This is a genomic window from Proteus hauseri (assembly GCF_004116975.1).
In the GTDB taxonomy this organism is placed as follows: Bacteria; Pseudomonadota; Gammaproteobacteria; order Enterobacterales; family Enterobacteriaceae; genus Proteus; species Proteus hauseri.
The window spans coordinates 550,552-571,743 of sequence record NZ_CP026364.1 but is presented as its reverse complement, the minus strand read 5'-3'; the positions used below and the strand labels follow the sequence as shown (position 1 = coordinate 571,743).

The following is a 21,192-nucleotide window of genomic DNA, read 5'->3' as shown; positions in this document are numbered from 1 at the left end:
AAGATTAATCAAAGTTACAGTCGCTATCATTTAAAAGGAGTTGTTGATACTATTTTACTCACTTCTTTGAGCAATATAAAAATAAAAAAATAAATATTGCAAAACTGTTATTTAAGGCAAAGGTGTTAATTTTTTTGATAAATGGGCTGTCACTTAGGTGTTTTTACCTAACAATAGTATTTTTTATTTTAAATATTTTATAGGGATATTATGACTAAAAAAATTAAGATTTGGCTTATTATTTTTATATTCGTTTTCATTTTCTTTGGCATTTTTTTTATTAAAAATAGTCCAGTTAGCTCTATAACTAATATCCAGCAGGGATATGATTTTTATGAGCAAGGCGATTATCAGAATGCTCATGACTATTTTTTATCAAAAGCGGATGATAATGCTCAGGCTGCATTTAGTTTAGCAATGATGTATTGGGATGGGAAAAATATCGCTGGCGATAAATCAAAAGCTGAATATTGGCTATTAAAATCTGCAAACCAAGGTAATCGAAATGCGTTATATAATTTAGGTTATTTTCGTTATCATGGCGAACTACAAGATATTCCTGAAGATTTATATGGCTTGGCTTCGCTCAACAAAGCGGCAGAGTTGGGTATCGTTAATGCCCAAGTTCTTTTAGGCGGAAAATATTTTGAAGGGGATGGTAATAAAGTTGTCATTGATATTCCAAAAGCAAAAGCCTTATTTACTCAAGCTGCTGAGCAAAATTCAAGTATAGCTAAGCTTGCTCTTGCTGCTATTGCTTATAAGTATGATAATGATGCGAAAAAAGCGATTGAAATATCTAAAGAATTATTAACACCAGAATTTCCTTTTCCAGCAATTCTATTAGCAAGCATTTATCAAGATGGTGGTAAAGGAGTTGAAAAGAACGCAGTTTTAGCAGAAAAATATAAGATGCTGAGCATTAAATATTTTTCTAATATACTTGAAGGTGTACCTAATTTAGAACCGACAGCGCTCTCTTTTTATGGTTATCAAACAGAAGAAGAGAAAAAAGAGATTATTGATAATTTAGTTCTTTTAGCAGGAAAGGGTAATGAGAATGCTATTTACTCATTGTTTGAAAGATATACTACAGGTGATGGTATTAAACGAGATGAAACAAAAGCCCTCTCTTATCTTCAACCATTAGTCGATAAAAAAGATCCTAAAGCACTCTATTTGCATTATATAACGACCAAGGAGAATACTAATGACTTGATTGAAGCTGCTGAACAAAATTATCCTGATGCAGTTTATCGCCTTTATCAAGTATATGCGAATATCTATTTTGATGATAATTTAGATTATGATATGGAGCTAGCGGAGAAATATTTAACAATAGCCGCAGATTTAAAACATAAAGAAGCTCTTTTTAATATTATTAATAATGGGTTAAGAAGCTATTATGATAAAGATGAAAAATTAGATTTATTACTTGAAAAATACACAAGGTATTTACTAGAAAATTATTCTGATGATGCTAAAGCATTAATGCTAGCAAGTATGGTTTATAATGAGAATAGTAGTAGTAAATTATACGATTTAAATAAAGCTTTTGATTTAAATTTAAAAGCAAGTGAGCTATTACCCAATAACTATAATAAAGGTAAGCTTGCATATAAATACGCTTATGGGTTAGGTACAAAACAAAATTTAGAAAAAGCAGTGATTTTATATAAAGATATAATAAAGGAGAGTAATGATCGAGAAAGATATCATCAAGACCTTATTGTTCTATATTATCGTTATGATATTAATAAGTATATTGATAAAAGCGAAATTATGTCATTTATTAAAAATGATATAGAAAAAGATAATAATTATCAGTTTGCTTATTATTATGCGGATGAGTTATTAAAAGAAGATGCGGAAAAAAATAAAGATAAAGCCTTTGAGATCTATTTGAAATCAAATGAAGAGTCTTATAATTCTCAAGTGCACTATGCAAAATCACTGGTTCAATATCAAGAGAATAAACAACAAGAAGCCATTGAAAACATAATAGAGATTTTATCTAAAGAGAGATATTACAACTCTTTAACAGCACAGGAAAAAGAAGATATTAAATTTATTTTATTTAAATATGGTGCTGATAATGAAGATGCAAAGAAATATTGGGTCTATTTTGCACTGAATGAAAATAATATTGAGGCTCAGAAATTAGTTGATTCGTTTTTAAATAAAGATCCTATTGTTAGTTATCAATATGCCATCACTAAAATAAACAAAATAAAAAATATTGATTCGGTTAAAGATGAAGAATTGAAACATTATTATGATTATATTCTATCATCAGCAAATTTAAATTATGTCGATGCAATAACATATATAATTAAAAATCTTAATAATACCAATTACATTGGTGGCGACTTATTCTTTAAAAATAAATTTAGGCATTTAACGGGGATCCAACCTGACCAAATTATTGTCTGGTATGAAAAATGTGCCAATTTAGCTGATTATCAATGTTTGTATGATCTTGGGGAAATTTACCAAAAAGGGAGTTATGGTGTTATATCTGATTTTGATAAAGCTCTTTATTACTATAATCAGATAAAAGATCCTGATTTTAGTTTTTTAAAATGGCGCTTGGATGAAATTAAAAAAGGTCTCGATGAGAGAAACCTGATTATTAAAGGTGTCGAGGCAGGTGATTCCGCAGCATATTATAAACTCTCTCAAGCATATAAATATGGGAAATTTGGCTTAGAGAAAAGTACTCAGAAATGGTTGTCTTATTTAGAAAAAGCTACCAACGCAAAAAATGAAGAAGCATTAATAGAAAGTATAAATTATTATAGTAAAGATGAACTAATTAAAGAAAACAAAGCTAAATTACTTAATTATTATCAACAACTCGCTAAATTAGGTAATAGAAGATATACCGAAGACTTAGCAAAACAGTATTTACAAGGTAGCTTACTTGTTGAAGCAAATAGAGCTAAAGCAAGAGAATATTTTATTAAAACAAATGAAAATGATAATTACTATCTTGAGAGCATGAATGAATTTGATCTTAATTTAAAACTCTCTAATGAAAGTACCATTGCTAAATATCGTATTGGTAGGGCTTATCAACAAGGTCATGGTGTTAAACAAGATATGATTAAAGCACGTGTTTATTTAAAAGCAGCGAGTGAAAATGGATATGAAGATGCTATTTATGCCTATGCTAATTTACTAATATCTGGTTTTTATGATGAAAATGAAAATAAATGGATTATTGAACCAGACTGGAATGAAGCAATTACCTGGCTAAGAAAATATCCAAATAAAAATCAGTTTAATAAAGAAATTCAGTTCTATGATTCGACAGTAACTGTTGCTTTAAACGGGGATGCTGATGCTAGTTTAGCTGTAGCTAATAAGTACCGAGATGATAGCAAACTCTTTGCAGCAAAATTGTGGTACGAAAAAAGCTTAAATGCAGGTAATTTTGCAGCAATTAAAGGCTTAACTGATATTACAGAAGACGTCAGTGAAAAGAAAAAATGGTATCTCTTAGGTATTAAAAAAGATGACCTCTATTCTGGAATTCAATTAGCAGTGATTTATTTATCTGAACCAGAAACAACAATAGATTCAGATAACTATAAACTGGCTATTGAGTATTTAGAAAAAGGAACACGAGATATTGACGATGAATTATCACTATTAGCATTTGAAGCGTTAGCTGATCTTTATCAAATGGGAACAGCAAATGAAGATAGAACACCGGTTATTTTAAAAGATACATCTAAATATTTAAGTTTATTAGAACTCGAGTCTGAAACGCGTAATGAAGCGCTTATTCGGTTATTTGAATATTATGCAGTTAATGAATTTGATAAAGCATTAGCTTATTTATATACCGCAGATAAGAGAGGAAGTTTAACCGCAACACGTAAATTATTTGAGTTTACGGTGCCAAAAAATACGTGTAATACCTATTCTGATATTGAAAGGTCTTCTCAATATTTATCTAAATGGGTAGAAAAAAGTCAGCAAAATGAAGCATCGAAAAGAGAATTAAATTATCATGCTGGTATATTGATGAATATATTAGCTGATGCTTATTTAGAGAATGAGTGCCAAGAAAATCTTGACCTTGATAAAGCAATTTATTGGTATCAAGAGTCATTAAAATATGACAACGAAACTGGATTGGCAGGACTTTATAAAGTTTATTCGCAAAAAGGTGATGCTAAAGAAGCCTATTATTACGCGTTATTAAAAGATAAAAGAATATCTGATAATAAGCTGATTAATACACTGAGTGAGAATGAAAAACGCGAGATAGAAAAACGCGTAGAAAGTTATCATCAGGCATTAAAATTTGAGCCTTACCGCGAAACAATAGAGAGACAAACAAAAGAAGCCGAAGCAGGTGATGGTAAGTCCGCTTATTATTTAGGAAGCTTTTATTCTCGTGATGACGTTCTCCCTAAAAATACCACTAAGATGCTCTATTTTTATGAATTAGCGGGTAAATCGGGAAATCCTTGGGGATACAATGCATTAGGTCGATTATATCGTGATGAAAATGATCATAATATTAAGCAAAATGGTGAGAAAGCACTCTATTATTATGATTTAGGTGCTCAACTCGGAGATAGTAATACGGCACACCTTGCGGGTGATATGCTGTATTTAGGCCAAGCTGGAATTGAGAAAAATTATATTAAAGCTGCAGAATATTATGAGCAAACTGATTTAGAGCAAGGTACGCATCATGGATTAGCAAAATATAAACTTGCTTATATGTATTATGAAGGATTAGTCGGTAATAAGAGCCAGCAAGATCTGCAAAAAGCTTATGATTATTTACAGCTTGCCGCCAAATATCAGAATAAGCAGGCGATAAAAGCTTTAAAAGAGTGGGATTTCTCTAGTATTAAACATTAATAGATTATCTGTTAGATGATTAAAAAATTGCCCTATTACTAATAAATTGTAGGGCAATTTATTATTACTTATTGAATATCTGAAAAATTAATCAAGATAAGATAAAGGCCAATGTTTAAAATAGATGTGATTGGCTTGCCAGTCTACTTTTTGTGTATTGTCACTTAATAAATAGCGGGCAACAGTAAAGGCAAATTCAAAGCTCACACCTAAACCTTTGGCGCTAATAAATTTTCCATCAACGACAACATCTTGATCAAGATAATGACCATCATCATATTTATCTGCCAGTTTATCTCCGGTGCTGTAATTACGGCCTTCAAGCAGATTATGTGCAGCTAATACTTTTGCACCAGAAGAACAAAGGGCACAAATATATTTATCTTCAGCAATATGATGCTTAATAAAGCTAATCACTTGCTCATTAGCACATAGTCGATCTGTGCCTTTAGGACCACCCGGCATCATTATTGCGTCATAACTATGTGTTTGTTTTTCAGTTAATAAATAATCGGCACTAATTTTAGTACCAAAATAAGTATTTAAAACCAAGGTATCCATACAAGAAAGGACATCTACATGAATATCAAGACGGCGCATGATATCAATAAAAATAACTGCTTCGCCTTCTTCAAAACCATCGGCCAATAACACGGCAACCTGTTTCATCTTGTTTATCCTTTATTTTTTAATAATGAATGGATGCTTTGAATATGATTAGCAATAGCCTGTTTATCTTGATTATCAATAGATTCAGAGGTTGCAATCCAACTGCCACCACAAGCAATAACTTGAGGTATAGCAAGGTATTCACTGACATTATTTAAGCTAATCCCTCCTGTTGGCATAAATTGCACTTGAGCATAAGGTGAGGCCAATGCTTTAAGCATTTTTATTCCACCAGAGGCTTCAGCAGGGAAAAATTTTAGTAATGTCAGTCCCTTTTCTAAAGCAACTTCGATTTGGCTCGGATTATTAATGCCAGGCACAATATCAATACCATTTTTTAAACAGTAATCTACCGTGGTTGGGTTATAACCCGGAGAGATAACAAAACTTGCTCCTGCTTCTTTTGCTTTATCAGCTTGCTTTGGTGTGAGCACGGTTCCTGCACATAAAATCAGTTCAGGAAAATTTTCGTGCATTAATTTAATGGCTTTTGCGGCTGCAGGGGTGCGAAAGGTAATTTCGGCAACGGGTAATTGATTTTGGGTTAGCACTTCACCCAGCCAAATTGCATCTTCAGCGCGATTAATTTGGATCACGGGGATCACTTTCAAAGATGAAAGAGTATCAACAATTGACTGCGTCATAATTGTCCTTGATAAGTAAATAGAATAAATCGGTAATTTCGTGAGGAATAATGGCACCATGATGTTGGATAACTAATCCCGCCAGTGTATTTCCCCATAAACAACAACTAGATAAGCACTTTTTTTGTAACCATGCGGCGATAAATGCGGCATTAAAAGAGTCGCCAGCAGCGGTTGTATCAATCACATTATCAATAGGTTTTGGTGTGATATAGCCAGACAGACCATCTTTAGACCAAAAAGCGCCACGAGAGCCAAGTTTTACAATCACACTGTGATTGCCTTGTTGATGAAGCCGTTCAGCTATAGCCGTTTCTGATAGTGATCCCTGTTGCCAAAGCAGCCGTTCATCATCACCAGTCACTAGCGCGATATCACTCAATTGGTAGAGTTTTTTAAACCATATTTGAGCATCTTCTATTGAGTTCCATAAACGCGGTCGATAATTGGAATCAACAATTAATGTAATTCCTCGTTTTTTAAGTTCAGATAATTGGGTGAGTAAGGCTTGTTTCCCTTCTTGGGTCAAAATTGCTAGAGAAATCCCACTAAGATAGACCACACTGTGATCAGGTAGCTGATTAAGATATTGAGTAAAGCGTTTATCTGTTGCGATATAGCGGGCAGCAGCATCATTACGCCAATAATGAAAACTGCGCTCACCTTGGGTATCGATTTCAATAGCGTATAACCCAGGTAATTTTTCAGGGATAGTGATAATTGATTGGCAATTAATACCTTCTTGTTCCCATGCTTGTTGCATGAGTTTGCTATAAGCATCTGCACCAAGTCCTGTTATATAAACAGGGTGGAGTGCGGGCATTAATCGCGATAAATAGAGTGCTGTATTGAGTGTGTCACCACCAAAACGTTGCTGTTGTGGCTGAAATGGTTGTCCACTCAGTTCTATCATGCATTCACCAATAATGGCGACGGTGTTATTTATATTCACAGTTTCCCATCACTTTTACAGACACGAATTTTATCTGCAACCACCGCTTTCATTGCCGCTTTACCGGGGACGAGGTAATGGCGAGGATCACTGGCATCTGGGTTATCTAAGAAATATTGCTTAATAGCATTGGAAAAGGCGATTTTTAGTTCAGTTGCAACGTTGACCTTGCAAATACCTAAATCGATACAATGACGAACATCTGCATCAGGGATCCCCGACGCGCCATGAAGAACTAAAGGAATATCTGTTTTTTGGCGAATGATGTTTAAACGATCAAAATCTAATTTAGGTTCATGTTTATACATGCCATGTGCTGTGCCTATTGCAACGGCAAGCGAGTCAATGCCGGTTGCTTTTATAAATTGGACAGCAGAATCGGGATCTGTAAACAGTGCATCTTTTGCATCAACGACTAAATCATCTTCTTGTCCACCTAGACGGCCAAGTTCTGCTTCTACCGTACAATCCCAGTGGTGACAGAATGTGACAACTTCTTTGACGATCCGAATATTTTCCTCAAATGGAAAATGAGAGGCATCAATCATAGCGGATCGCACTCCTGAAATCACTTTATGGCAAAGATCAGGGATCTCTTCATGATGATCTAAATGCAGAGCAACCGGAATACGGTAGTGCTCTGCTGCTTGTTGGCAAATAGAAATTAAATAATCACTCCCTGCATAAGCAAACGTACTGGGTGTACCTGCTAAAATAACAGGGGAGGCCATTTCAGCGGCTGTTTCCATCACAACCTGAATGGTTTCCAGATTATGAATATTAAAAGCTGGCACAGCATAACCGCCAAGCTGTGCTTTTTTTAGCATATTACGAGTAGAAACCAGATACATATTTGCCTCTCATCTTTCGTTTAATTACGAATTATAATAAACGAAAGAAAAGGAAAGGTAAAAGATCTAAATCACATTTTCACTCCCTTCATACCGAAAGTAAATGAAAGGTATTAGAAGAAGTGTGACATTTTAGAGCTGTAACTAGTGATCCCTTTACGTAATAGGTTATTCTTCGGTCTTCTTGATTGCCCTATTAGTGTTTCTGCGATTTTTTGCGAGAAAGTTTGCTTGGCTAAACAACGGCTCTTCGGTGATTGTTGCTGAGTATATTCTTCACAAAAAATAACATTCACTTCTTGTGTCGCTTTCGTTCCAACAATAAAAGCTTTAATAGCGGGGATTTCGAAACGAAAGTCTTCTTTTTCTATCGGTAAGGGTAAACTTGGGGCTTGCCACAGATGAGTTCGTTCTGCGCAATACAATGCAATAATCACAGCACGTAATGACCAAAAGCTACTCGCGGGGCCACTGTAGTTGTCAACAAGGCGAGAGTCGTGTTCAAAAAGACCTTGCGTTGGTGAGCCATTTTTTAATGCCCCTTGTGAAATGAAATAACGCAAACTGGTCTCTAAGGCACGTTTAGCTTCACCGACCTTGACTGAAGGGCAATTTAAATCAACGCCAGCAAGCAGTGGTGCAGAAACCGCAAGGCGATAGCAAGCACTACGACCAAAAAAAGGAATTCCCGTTGGCGTGATAAAATGTAAGTAATACTGATTAAACTTATCGAGTGATTGAGTGATAAATTCAGTTTCAAACTCGGGGCTGATTTGGTTTAGCCAATAAAGGGAGTAGTAAAATCCCCAAGCATTGTAGTAATCAAAGTTTCCTTTTGCGCCATCACGAAACCAGCCATCACCAACATAAAACTCTTTTAATCGTTTATAACGCCAATGAGTTACTGTATCTTCGCCTGTCAGTGCTTTGATAACAAATTGCACCGTTAACGGAAAAAAATGCCAGTTGTTATCTACAATTTCACACTGATTGACTTGTTTAAACCAAGTGATAATTTGCTGCTTTATTGCGGGCGTTAGTGTATTCCAAACCCATTCGCGGCTCATCCACAATGTAAGTGCTAAATCAGAGGCTTCACAAATACGCTGATCATAGTTTTCTAATTTTCCCCAATAACCTTTATGTAGGGGATCTGTTCCATGAATAAAGCTTTGTTTAATAATTAGCGGTAAATTGAAAACTTGCTGGTTAAGCCCTGTTAATGTGCTTTTTTTACTGCTTACAACCCATGCCGCTAATAAAGGAAGTACTCGGCTCACGCCCTCTATCGCATCTGTTTTTACTGTTTGCTGGCCGGGAGCGCCAGGATAATAAGCATGAGAGTATCCCCATACCTGATAGTGATGAAAGGCCTCGGTGACATATTGTGTCAGCATTTCGCACAAAGAAAAAAGAGACTGAGTTTCATCATTAAAAAGATGAGTTATCGTTCTATCATGGCGACGATAAGCCGATTTTCTGACTAATCGTCGAATAATATTTTCCTTAAATAAACGCTGATAAATTTTTACGTTAGGATGTTCGTAAGGTAATTTTGGGCGTGGCGAAGACGCAATTTCAATAGCCATTTTCGTATCTCAGAAAAAAGACGCATCCTTGCGAAACAAAACGGAAATAGAGAGTTAAGGTTTTGCTGAATCCACTAATATTTGATAGTGGTCTTGACCCCATAACACAGGTTTTGGTTTATCTTTTATCCACTGATAATAGGCCGTTTTTAACTCCTGCACTTTTTGTGGATTTTGTTTGGCAAGATCAACTGATTCTGCGGGATCCGTTTTATCGTTAAATAGCTGTGGCTGATTTTTGCCATCATCATAAAAATAGAGTGCCCATTCACCGTCACGTACCGCCCATGCACCTTTAGAGAGTTTCTCTAAATTCGGATTTGTTGGTGGTGTTTTACGTTGATAGGTGATCCATTGATGATAACCATGCCAAAACTCTTGGTTTTCTTCGCTGTAATGTTTAGTGCCAGGGCCTGCCCAAAAAAGGTACTGATGAGGAGGCGTTGTGGTTTCACCTTTTAATAGCGGCATAATATCTTTGCCTTCAACATTGAGGTTTTCAGGAATAGATATTCCTGCAGTTTGTAATGCGGTTGGTAAAATATCTAACGCTGAAATCATCACATCACTTTTTGTACCAGCAGGAATATGATTAGGGCGATAAGCAATAAAAGGCACTCTAACCCCACCATTAAACATTTGCCCTTTAAAACCTCTGTCCATTGCATTCATTGGCATTGGTGATTCATTAACTGCGCCATTATCAGATAAGAAAAAAATCAGGGTATTTTCTAATTCACCATTTTGTTTTAATTTTGCAATGATTTGTCCAATACCTTCATCAGCTGCGTTTAGCGCTGCAAAATATTTATCAGCTTCTACATTACCAGTATCAAATTTTTCCATATATTTAGCTGGAGAAGCTTGTTCTAAAGGAATATGAGGCACGCTATAAGAAAGGTTGATAAAGAAGGGTTTATCTTTATGTTCATCAATGAATTTTAGTGTTTCATCAGTAAGAAGATGAGTGGTATAACCTGGGGCGGGTACATTAACGCCATTACGCCAAAATGCCGGTGAATTCCATAAAGCAACACCTGATGCATAATAGCTAAAGTCATGATCAAAACCCCGTTCATAAGGTGCATAGCCTTTTTCAGGTGTTGAAATCATATTATCGTGATAATCGCGAGTTTGCTTGCTTTCGTTAATTTTTGGTTTTCTTATCACTTTGGCATTATGCCATTTGCCAATGCTTGCCGTTGCGTAGCCATTCTCTTGAAAAAGAGAAGGTAATAGCTTGATATCTTGAGGAACACCTAAAATAGCATCATCGTTGCTATAAGTGCCAAAGCTGGCAGGTGAGCGCCCAGTAAAAATACCCGCTCTTGATGGGCCGCACACAGGATGAGCGACAAAAGCATTGGTCATTTTCACTCCACCGTTTGCCATCTCACTGATATTTGGCATGGCAATTCGCGCAGCTGCTACCATTTTATTAATGTCGCCATCATAACGCGATGGTGTTGGTCTTTGTGATAAAGCCTCAACATCTAAATTATCAAGTACAAAATCAAGCTGCCCGGTACCTAAATCATCCATTATGATGAGCAAAACGTTCGGTTTTTCAGGGGTTCCACCTGCATTAGCCGTTAAAGGTATGCTAATGCAAGACGTTGCTATTAACCCAGCAAGTAAACTTTTTTTAATAAAAGGTAGCGTCACGGATTGTCTCCAAATGAGTAAAATTAGCTGATTAATATTATTTGATATAATTTTTTTGCATGGCAGGGAGGGCATCGCTAGCTAAACCGCCACGAGAGATTGCCTGATGCATAAGTTGCATACCCATTGCTGTATGGTGAAAGATCTTTTTATATGAGCGACAAAGATAATTGTGACGATACTTTTCCCCTTCAACCGCAATAATGCGGTGTTTAGGGCAACCGCCATAACATAGGCTTTGTACTTCGCATTGTTTACAAAGGTCGGTAAGTTTGTCGTATTTATTCTGACCAAAACGTTGTTGTTGTTTTGATGTAACTAAACGAGCGAGGCTATTTTGATGAATATTACCTAAATTATTAGCAGGATAAACATAGTGATCACAAGAATAGACATCTCCGTTAGATTCAATAATTAATGCCTGACCACAGGTTTTTGATTGAATACACGTAGAGGCGGGATATCCCATCCATGTACCTAATAAGCTGTCAAATAAACGAATATATATTTTTCCAATGTCGCCTTGGCGAACCCATTCATTGAAAACATCGGTCATAAACTGACCATAGCCTTCAGCCGGAACTGAAAAGGGTGCTAATTGCGCGTTAGGACCTGGTGCATAATGTCCACCATGGGTATGTGGAAAACGACGGTCTACTTCGACAATAGGAATAAATTGAAAGAAAACGGAGCCTAACTCCTTTAATGCTTGATAGGTTTCTTTTCCTTTATTCCAGTTTTGATCATTAACGACGGTTAATGTATTAAATTCAACGCCATATTCATTTAATAACTTAATTGCACGCTTTACTCTTTCAAAGGTAGGGCTTCCGTTAACAGAAATACGATACTTATCGTGAACAGCTTCAAGACCATCAATAGAAACACCTAATAGAAAATGGTTATCAGCAAAGAATTGTGCCCATTGGCGATTAATTGCTATCGCGTTAGTTTGTACGCTGTTGGTAATGGTTTTACCTTGTGCAAACAGCTTTTGGTATTTGACAACTTGTTGGAAGAAAGCCAATCCTGCTAGTGTTGGCTCTCCGCCTTGCCAAGAAAAATCAACCTGATCACCGCCGTGAGATTGAATATAATCTTTAATATAACGACGTAATACACCGTCAGCCATAACGGTATGCCCTGCTTCTTTTTCCTCTTCTTGAAAAATATTTTCTTTTTCAAGATAAAAGCAGTATTCACACTTAATATTACAATGGTAGCTTGTGGGTTTTGCCATCATATGAAAATAAGCAGGTTGATTTATTGCCATGGGTTCATTTCCTGAGTCTCTTTTTATTCTTTTACATTACGCAAATTTTATAAAAACAAAAGAGATTAAAATCACAAATACAAAATAACGAAAGTAAATGAAAGTATTCATCGAAAGAATAAAGTGGTAGTTTTCGCTTTAATTGCTTTCGAGATAACACTATTTCGTTATTTTTTGATTTTTTGAGCTATTTATTTTTATTTCTAATTCGAAAAGAAATGAATGGAATAAAATTTTAATCTATTTATGGTGAAATATAGGGGTGTTAACGCTGGTTTTTTGTGTTTTGTCTTTCTGTATATAGTGTAATCATAAGTATTGCATTGGGTTATATCATTTTATTGATTGGAAACTGATGGCCTGAAGGCTATTATTGATTCGACACGAAAATATTCGTAAGCAACCGACAATGAATCGAAAGTTTGTGAAAGAGATCAAAAGTTTTGTTTTTTTGCGTTGTCGGTTAAATTTGGCGTAGTAAACTACATTCGAAACCAATCGAAAGTTAAGTCTTTTGGTTTCGTAAGGAGACGAAAGTGAAAGCGGCAGTTGAGAGGCGTATGGAAATCCTAGACATGGTAAACCAAAAAGGTAAAGCCAGAGTCGAAGATCTCGCTGAATTATTTAAAGTCTCAAGTGTCACCATCCGCAGCGATCTAAGTTTTCTTGAGAAAAATGGTTATATCGTCCGTTCTCATGGTGCAGCAATCCCTAATACAGGTTTTATTGCTGAACTGAGTATCCACGAAAAACGTGGACAAAATGCGGGGATAAAATCATTGATCGGGAAAGCTGCCGCAACGCTGATAAAGGATGGAGACACCGTCATTCTTGACTCGGGGACAACTACTCGCGAAATAGCGACACATTTAAAGTCGCGCGAAAATGTAGTGGTCATGACAAACGGTCTGGATGTCGCAATGGAGTTAGCAAATACCACAGGCGTAGAAGTATTAATGACCGGTGGTGTATTGCGCAAAAGTGCCTTGTCTTTTTCAGGCTCACAAGCTGAAAATAGTCTGAGAAATTTCCGTTTTGATAAGGTTTTTCTCGGCGTTGACGGATTTGATTTACGTGTCGGTATTACCACTCACAATGAACAGGAAGCTAGTCTTAACCGTTTAATGTGTGATATCTCAGAGACTATTATTGCGGTTGCAGATTCTACGAAATTCAGTAAGCGTAGCTGTCATATGATCAGAGAGTTCGGTGAAATTGATGTGTTAGTGACCGATTCAGGTATTCCTGAAGAGTATATTCAGGAACTGAAAGATCACAAAATCGAAGTAATTATCGTCGACGATAAGGCATCGTAATTTGCTAACTCCATTAGCAGCACCGCCGGTGTTGATTATGGAGTTAGTATTTAAATGCATCCTTTAGAAAAGATTGTTCAGCAACATAAATCAGGCAAACAGAATGGTATTTATTCTGTTTGTTCTGCCCACCCTTTAGTAATAGAAGCAGCTTTATTACAAGCGCTGGATAATGATTCCTTTCTGCTGATTGAAGCCACTTCTAATCAGGTCGATCAATTTGGTGGTTATACGGGTATGACCCCAGCTGACTTCTACCAATATGTTATTGAACAAGCTGAAAATGTCGGTTTTCCTACTGAGAAATTAATTCTTGGTGGTGATCATCTCGGTCCTAATCGTTGGCAACATCTAACCGCTGAAGAAGCAATGAAAAACGCAGATGTGTTAATTGCACACTATGTGGCTGCGGGTTTTAAAAAGATCCACCTCGATTGCAGTATGTCTTGTCACGGTGATCCAATTCCATTAACAGATGAAATTGTTGCATCACGCGCTGCTCGTTTAGCCGTTATCGCTGAAAAAACAGCTAAAGAAACATTTGGCTCTAGCGACATTGTGTATGTTGTTGGTACTGAAGTACCTGTCCCTGGTGGTGCTGCAGAAGAATTAGATACTGTCGAAGTCACTTCTCCTAAAGCGGCAAGAAAAACTCTTGAGTATCATCGCCAAGCTTTTCATGATGCCGGCGTGGGTGATTGCTGGACGCGTGTTGTCGGATTAGTAGTTCAGCCAGGCGTTGAGTTTGATCACACCGGTGTCATTGATTATCAAACAGAAAAAGCACAATCGTTAAGCCAAGTTGTGAATGATTACCCTCATATTGTTTTCGAAGCTCATTCTACCGATTATCAAACCAAAGGCGCTTATAAGCAGCTGGTGAATGATCATTTTGCCATCTTAAAAGTAGGCCCCGCATTAACCTTTGCTATGCGTGAAGGACTATATGCGTTATGTGCTATTGAAGAGACACTATTTGCACCAGAACAATGCTCAAAATTACGTGAAAAGATGGAGCATTTGATGTGTCGTGAGCCGGAATTTTGGCAAAAATATTATCACGGTGATACGCATCAACAAGCCTTTGCGCGAGTTTATAGTTTTAGTGATCGTATTCGTTATTACTGGCCTGATGCTGAGATTAATGCCGCTATTGATACGTTGATGGATAACTTATCGATTAAACCTATTCCGTTACCTTTGCTTAGCCAATATTTGCCGTATCAATTTACTCAATTAAGAGAAGGCATGATCGACGGCACCCCTGGATCCTTTGTTATTGCGAAAATTCGCGACGTGTTGTCGGTTTATGCCGATGCTTGTTATGTCCATTAATTGAGGGAAACCATGGAATATTTAAGTTATCAGACCGCTCAATTAGAGCAACTGAATGCATTTTGGACTGCGAAAGAAATTGAGCAACAACCTGAGTGCTGGAAAAAAACATGGCAGTCAATTCAAGAAAAACGTGCTGATATTCAAGCATTTCTGAATCAAGCACTTGCTGCACCTAATGCCAGAATTATTCTAACAGGTGCTGGTACTTCAGCATTTGCGGGTAGAGCATTAGCGCCGATTTTAAGTGGTCATATAAAGCGTCGTGTTGATGCCATTGCAACAACTGACTTAGTTGCCGATCCCCAAGAGTATTTGGCAGAAAATATCCCCACATTATTAATCTCTTTTGCACGTTCTGGTAACAGCCCAGAAAGTGTTGCCTCATTAGATGTCGCAGCTGAATGTTTATCTCAATGCTATCACTTGGTATTGACATGCAATCCTAATGGCAAGCTGTACGAATACTGCCAAAACAATCAGAGTGCATTGGCGCTACTCATGCCAGAAGAATCCAATGATCGCTCTTTAGCGATGACCTCAAGTTTTTCATCCATGATGATGGCAGCTGTCACCATCTTTTTGGGGATAGTGTTTTTCGTGACTCAATAGCACCTTTCTTTAGTGATTATAAAGCGCAATTTGAGAAAGCAAATCTTGTTATTCGCAATGAATATGCGGGGAAATTTAAGCGAGTTATCTATCTTGGCAGTGGTGGGTTACAAGGTCTTGCGCAAGAAGCCTCGTTAAAAATGTTGGAACTTACCGCGGGTAAAGTTGTGGCGAGTTTTGATACTCCATTAGGTTTCCGTCATGGCCCTAAATCTATAGTCAATAAAGAAACGTTAGTTGTGATGTTTTTCTCTAACGATCCTTACACTCGTCAATATGAGACCGACTTATTACGAGAGATTATTCACGATAATGCATCAGGCAAGGTGATCGCGATCACCGCACGAAATGATAATTCTTTTTCAAAAGAGAGTTTTGTTTATATTCCTGCACTAGAGAACTGTTCGGATGTGGCGCTATTGTTTCCTTACTTGATGTTGGCGCAATCATTCGCGTTTCACAGTTCCATTGCACTAGGGAATACGCCTGATAACCCGTCTCCAACAGGAGAAATCAATCGAGTTGTACAAGGCGTCACTATTTATCCGTTCTCATACAAAAAAGACGACACACAGTCTGCTGTAAGTTAATAAAATATAATAAGAGAGCTAATCATGAACACACCTAATATTGTCTGGACCCGCATTGATGAGCGTTTACTCCACGGTCAAATCCGTATTACATGGGGTAAACATACTGAAGCAAACCTGATTTTAGTTGCTAATGATGATGCAGCCGAAGGTCCTAATTCCGCCTTCATGCAAGCTGGAATGAAAGCATCAGCAGGCGGTGAATATGCTGTTCGCTTTTTCTCTATTCAAAAAACCATAGAAGTGATTAGTAAAGCTTCTCCTCGCCAGAAAATTTTTGTTTTGTGCAATAACCCAATTGATGTTGCGCGTTTAGTGGAAGGCGGCGTGCCGATAACTCACTGTAACGTAGGAAATATGCATTTTCATGAGGGTAAGCGCCAAATTGCGAAAACGGTCTCAGTTAATGAGAAAGATATTGAGGCATTTAAAAGCCTCGTTGCAAATGGTGTGACATGCACAATCCAAAACACCCCTGATCAGACACCTGTTGATGTGCTAGCACTCGCAACAGCTTGATAATTTCCTGAGCAAAAAAACCTAAATCACAGCTAGGTTTGAGGATTATTTATGATTTTTGAAGCTTCTTTAGTGGCTTTATGGGCCTTCTTTTGCGGTATCGATAAGTATGACGTTGCATTAAATATCCACCGCCCATTAATTACAGGACCCGTTGTTGGCCTGATTATGGGGGATATGCAAATAGGGTTAATCGCGGGTGCAACATTAGAACTTGCATGGTTAGGGTTAGTGCCAAATGCCGGCGCACAACCACCTGATGTCACATTAGGTACTATTGCAGCCGTTGCTTTTGCTGTCATGACAAATCAATCCCCTGAAGTTGCTATGGGTATTGGGATGCCTATCGCTGTATTAATGCAAATGCTCATTATTGGCTTCTTTGCTGTTAGTGCCTTCACTATGGGAAAAGCAGATCGTTGTGCCGAAAAAGCAGATGCATCGGGTATTTCTAGGCTACTAATAATAACGATAACGGTTCGCTCGCTCCTTTATGCCTTGGTTGCCTTTGTCACGGTTTATTTCGGGGAACATGCAGCTCAGTGGATTGATGAGAATACACCAAAAGTGTTACTCGAAGGCTTAGGCATTGGCGCGAAAATGGTTCCTGCTATCGGCTTTGCCATGTTGTTGAAAATCATGTGGTCGAAAGAAGTGGCGGGTGTGTTCTTTATTGGCTTTGTGATGACCACTTATTTAAAACTGCCAATTATGGCAGTGGCAATTTTAGGTGCATCAGCTGCAGCGCTTTACTTCTTCTTTAGTGGTAATAACAAAAACACCAGTCAGCAAAATGAGGATTTCGAAGATGGTATCTAATAATAACACTGCATTAAAAACGCAAGATAAACCAGAAACGGGTTCTTTGATTGATGGCATCGATGAATATCAAGATACCACCGTTAGAAAAGTTATCACCAAGGGTGATCTTTGGAAGTGTGCATTCCGTGGGCTGTTTATGGAAGGTAACTTCAACTTTGAGCGTATGCAAGGCGGAGGATTTGCATTCTCAATTATTCCAGCATTGAAGAAAATTCATGGAAATAATAAACGAGACTATGCAACTTCACTGAAAAACCATCTGCAATTTTTTAATGCTAGCCCAAAACTGTTTACCTTCTTATTAGGGACAGCGGTTGCGATGGAAGAGAACAAAGAAAAACCTTCTACTGTGAACGTAATGAAAGTTGCGGGAATGGGGCCAACAGGCGGTATTGGTGATGCAATTGACCATATGACGCTGATGCCTCTCACTTTAGCATTAGGGGCATCCATTGCGATGGAAGGCTCAATTGCAGGACCTTTTGTTTTTTTCTTCTTATATCAAATCGTGCACTTTTTAGTGTATTTCGGCCTGATGTTTATGGGATACCGCGCAGGTACAGCCGCGATGGTAAACATGAGCGACGCAACGGAAAAACTTGCCAAAGCGGCAAATATTATGGGGATCTTCGTTATTGGTGCGCTATCGGCAACCTTTATCAAGGTTCAAACCACCGCCTCGCTAGAGCTTGGCGGAAAGGTGGTTGAGTTGCAAAGTGCGCTATTTGACAAAATTATGCCGAACTTACTGCCTCTGTGTTTAGTTTTCTTGATGTACAAGATGGTTAAGAGCACAGGATTTTGGGGTAAGCCTCCGGTACTGATTTTCTCTACCCTTGCATTTGGTGTAATTGGGCATGTATTAGGCTTTTTATAACAATCACCTTTTAACGTACCCATAGATAACCGTAATACATTATTAACTTGCTATAAACAGGCAGGAGGCATTTCTGCTGCCTGTACCAAGGAGTCACGCATGATAGGTCTTATTGTTTCAGGGCATCTTAACTTTGCATCTGGTATGGCTTCCGCCGTAAAAGCTATTGCAGGAGAGCAGCAAGATATCGCCTTTATTGATTTCTTAGAATCAATATCCCCCGATGAACTTGAAAAACAGATGCGCGAAGCTATCGATTCAATGGATTGTCAGCAATACCTATTTTTAACCGATTTACCTGGTGGAACCCCTTGTAATCGCGCTATGGCAATCATGATGCAAAACCCTGCTGTTGAGGTTTTAGCTGGAGTGAATTTACCCATGATTGTTAATGCCACATTTGAAAGAGAAGGGTGTTCAATAGCAGAACTTGTGCAAATGCTGCGTGAAATTGGTCATGACAGTATTCAAGATATCCGCGAGCAATTGGTGCAAGTAGACAGCGTTGATGTTGAAGAAGAAGACGGATTATGAGTCAACAATACGCCATTTTAGCGGATAGAACTTTTACACCGGATGGCATTCGTTATCTTTGCTACGTGCGAGTCAACGATGAACAAATTGAGTCCATTACGACAAAAGCACCTACAGATTGCCCAATTATTCGCTTAAAAGGCAAATCACTATTACCCGGATTTGTGGATATTCATATTCATGGCAGAGCGGGTTCTGATGTGATGGATGCAACGCAGCAAGATTTGCAAATTATCGCAGATGCATTAGTTAAAACAGGCGTTGTGGCATGGGTTGGAACAACGGTAACTGCGCCGATGGATGATATCCGTCATGCGTTATCACAGGTGCGTGAGTTTTTATCTACACCACAAACGTCAGGTGCATTGCTACTCGGTAGTTTTCTTGAAGGACCTTATTTTACAGAGCGCCATCGTGGCTCACATCCGGTTAAATTTTTAAAAGCCCCCACGCTTTCTGAGCTAGAAACACTGCTTGAAAGTGCGGGTGACTCATTATTGCGTGTTGCTGTTGCGCCAGAAGCTCAAGGTTCGATAGAAGCGATTGATTGGTTGGTCAATCGAGGCATTAAAGCGAGTGTGGCGCATACAGCGGCAACTTATGAACAAACGTCAGATGCATTTTCACATGGCGCTGATTGCGGCGTGCACTTATATAACGGCATGACGGGATTACATCATCGTGAGCCTGGATGTTGTGGTGCAGTGCTTTATCACGATGTACTGGCTGAACTTATTGCTGATGGCATTCATGTTCATCCTGTAATGATGCAGTTGGCGTATCGCATGAAAGGGTATCAAAAAGTTGCATTGATAACAGATTGTATGCGTGCGGGTGGTTTGCCTGATGGCGATTACACACTGGGTGCTCAAACAGTAACGGTCACTCAAGGCCAAGCTAAAACTGCAGAGGGTTCTTTGGCTGGGAGTACTTGTAGCTTAGATAGCGCATTGCGCAACATGGTGCAACTGGCTCATGTGCCTGAATGGGAAGCGGTTCAAATGGCGTCTGCAATACCGGCAGAATATCTCGGTATTGGCGATAAATTAGGTTATATCAAGGCTGGTCGACAAGCCAGCTTTGCCGTGGTGGATGAGTGTTTTCATCTTACCGATACATTCATCAGAGGAAAGCATATTTACTCTGTATCCAGGGAAAACGCATAACACTATCGTTATGCCCCCATTAGTAAAAATGAGGTATTTATAATGGAAATTCGTCAGCCAATTCATAGTGAACATGCTAAAAGGCTTGATACAGAAGGACTTCGTAAGGAGTTCCTGATTGAAAACCTATTCTGTGAAGGGGAAATGAATCTCACTTATAGCCATATTGATCGCATTATCGTCGGTGGCATTGTTCCAACAACCCAACCTTTAGCATTAATGGCGGGTAAAGCACTTGGCGTTGATTTCTTCCTTGAAAGACGCGAACTTGGAGCAATTAATATCGGTGGTGCTGGTAAAGTTGTTGTTGATGGTGAAGTGTTTGAAATTGGTCCTCGTGAAGCAATTTATATTGGTATGGGGGCCAAACACGTTGAATTCACTAGTGATTCAGTACAAACACCCGCTCGTTTTTATATGAACTGTGCGCCGGCCCATCATACTTATCCAACGCGTAAAATTACACAACAGCAAGCATCACCAGAAAAAATTGGTCATGCTGAAAATTGTAACGTACGCACTATTTATAAATTCTTGCATCCTTCTGTTTTACCGACATGTCAACTATCTATGGGAATGACGGTTCTTGAGCCGGGTAGCTTATGGAACACTATGCCATGCCATACTCACGAACGCCGTATGGAAGTGTATCTCTATTTTGATATGAAAGATGACAACGTGGTTTTCCATTATATGGGGGAGCCAACAGAAACACGCCATTTAGTGGTTCGTAATGAACAAGCTGTGATTAGCCCAAGTTGGTCTATTCACTCTGGTGTAGGTTCGTCGTCATATACCTTTATTTGGGGAATGGTTGGTGAAAATCAGGTATTCCACGATATGGATCATGTCGCAATGAAAGATTTGAAATAACAACATCTTTCTAAATCGCAT

16 protein-coding genes and 1 pseudogene are annotated in these 21,192 nt (G+C 38.1%); 10 read left to right on the top strand and 7 right to left on the bottom strand.

What is annotated here, in order from left to right; translation table 11 throughout:
• Window positions 1–210 precede the first annotated feature (210 nt).
• Entirely contained in the window at window positions 211–4,884 is a 4,674-nt protein-coding gene (locus PH4a_RS02650; protein ID WP_129037563.1) for a tetratricopeptide repeat protein, read from the top strand.
• Window positions 4,885–4,971: 87 nt separating this feature from the next.
• On the opposite strand, the gene PH4a_RS02645 is transcribed toward PH4a_RS02650, so the two are convergent.
• The 7 genes from PH4a_RS02645 to PH4a_RS02615 all read right to left on the bottom strand — a co-directional run bounded on the left by PH4a_RS02645 (window position 4,972) and on the right by PH4a_RS02615 (window position 12,527).
• Window positions 4,972–5,553 (bottom strand): DJ-1/PfpI family protein, encoded by a 582-nt coding sequence (locus tag PH4a_RS02645; protein WP_129037561.1) that lies wholly within the window; start codon window positions 5,551–5,553, stop codon window positions 4,972–4,974.
• Between the two features lie 5 nt (window positions 5,554–5,558).
• Complete coding sequence (locus PH4a_RS02640; RefSeq protein ID WP_064720805.1) at window positions 5,559–6,197, bottom strand: bifunctional 4-hydroxy-2-oxoglutarate aldolase/2-dehydro-3-deoxy-phosphogluconate aldolase; 639 nt, start codon at window positions 6,195–6,197, stop codon at window positions 5,559–5,561.
• Window positions 6,178–7,149, bottom strand: coding sequence for a sugar kinase (locus PH4a_RS02635; protein WP_129037559.1), 972 nt, complete (start codon window positions 7,147–7,149; stop codon window positions 6,178–6,180). The genes PH4a_RS02640 and PH4a_RS02635 overlap by 20 nt, the downstream gene beginning before the upstream one ends.
• A complete protein-coding gene (locus tag PH4a_RS02630; RefSeq protein WP_129037557.1) occupies window positions 7,146–8,000 on the bottom strand; it encodes a tagatose bisphosphate family class II aldolase in 855 nt (284 codons plus the stop codon). Before PH4a_RS02630 ends, PH4a_RS02635 begins: the two co-directional genes overlap by 4 nt.
• A 113-nt stretch (window positions 8,001–8,113) precedes the next feature.
• Entirely contained in the window at window positions 8,114–9,589 is a 1,476-nt protein-coding gene (locus PH4a_RS02625) for a DUF2264 domain-containing protein (protein WP_129037555.1), read from the bottom strand.
• A gap of 54 nt (window positions 9,590–9,643) precedes the next feature.
• Window positions 9,644–11,254, bottom strand: coding sequence for a sulfatase family protein (locus tag PH4a_RS02620; protein WP_129037553.1), 1,611 nt, complete (start codon window positions 11,252–11,254; stop codon window positions 9,644–9,646).
• Window positions 11,255–11,291: 37 nt separating this feature from the next.
• A complete protein-coding gene (locus tag PH4a_RS02615) occupies window positions 11,292–12,527 on the bottom strand; it encodes an anaerobic sulfatase maturase (RefSeq protein WP_129037551.1) in 1,236 nt (411 codons plus the stop codon).
• Between the two features lie 536 nt (window positions 12,528–13,063).
• Here PH4a_RS02615 and agaR point away from each other — a divergent pair.
• From agaR to kduI, 9 genes and pseudogenes are all read left to right on the top strand, one after another.
• Entirely contained in the window at window positions 13,064–13,843 is a 780-nt protein-coding gene (agaR, locus tag PH4a_RS02610; RefSeq protein WP_064720799.1) for a transcriptional repressor AgaR, read from the top strand.
• A 54-nt stretch (window positions 13,844–13,897) separates the two neighbouring features.
• Window positions 13,898–15,178: a tagatose-bisphosphate aldolase subunit KbaZ gene (kbaZ, locus tag PH4a_RS02605; protein WP_129037549.1), complete on the top strand. Its 1,281-nt coding sequence runs from the start codon at window positions 13,898–13,900 to the stop codon at window positions 15,176–15,178.
• A 12-nt stretch (window positions 15,179–15,190) separates the two neighbouring features.
• Window positions 15,191–16,380 (top strand): annotated as a pseudogene (locus tag PH4a_RS02600) (SIS domain-containing protein).
• 24 nt (window positions 16,381–16,404) lie between these two features.
• On the top strand, window positions 16,405–16,899 hold the full coding sequence (gene agaV, locus PH4a_RS02595) for a PTS N-acetylgalactosamine transporter subunit IIB (protein ID WP_064720797.1): 495 nt from the start codon (window positions 16,405–16,407) through the stop codon (window positions 16,897–16,899).
• A gap of 51 nt (window positions 16,900–16,950) precedes the next feature.
• Window positions 16,951–17,718 carry a PTS N-acetylgalactosamine transporter subunit IIC gene (gene agaW / locus PH4a_RS02590; RefSeq protein WP_064720796.1) on the top strand — a complete coding sequence of 256 codons (768 nt, stop codon included), beginning with the start codon at window positions 16,951–16,953 and terminating at the stop codon, window positions 17,716–17,718.
• A complete protein-coding gene (locus PH4a_RS02585) occupies window positions 17,708–18,598 on the top strand; it encodes a PTS system mannose/fructose/sorbose family transporter subunit IID (protein WP_064720795.1) in 891 nt (296 codons plus the stop codon). Before agaW ends, PH4a_RS02585 begins: the two co-directional genes overlap by 11 nt.
• Window positions 18,599–18,697: 99 nt before the next feature.
• A complete protein-coding gene (gene agaF, locus PH4a_RS02580; RefSeq protein ID WP_129037547.1) occupies window positions 18,698–19,132 on the top strand; it encodes a PTS galactosamine/N-acetylgalactosamine transporter subunit IIA in 435 nt (144 codons plus the stop codon).
• Window positions 19,129–20,298 (top strand): N-acetylglucosamine-6-phosphate deacetylase, encoded by a 1,170-nt coding sequence (nagA, locus tag PH4a_RS02575; RefSeq protein ID WP_129037545.1) that lies wholly within the window; start codon window positions 19,129–19,131, stop codon window positions 20,296–20,298. The genes agaF and nagA overlap by 4 nt, the downstream gene beginning before the upstream one ends.
• Window positions 20,299–20,340: 42 nt before the next feature.
• Window positions 20,341–21,171 carry a 5-dehydro-4-deoxy-D-glucuronate isomerase gene (kduI, locus tag PH4a_RS02570; protein WP_129037543.1) on the top strand — a complete coding sequence of 277 codons (831 nt, stop codon included), beginning with the start codon at window positions 20,341–20,343 and terminating at the stop codon, window positions 21,169–21,171.
• The last annotated feature ends 21 nt before the right edge of the window (window positions 21,172–21,192 follow it).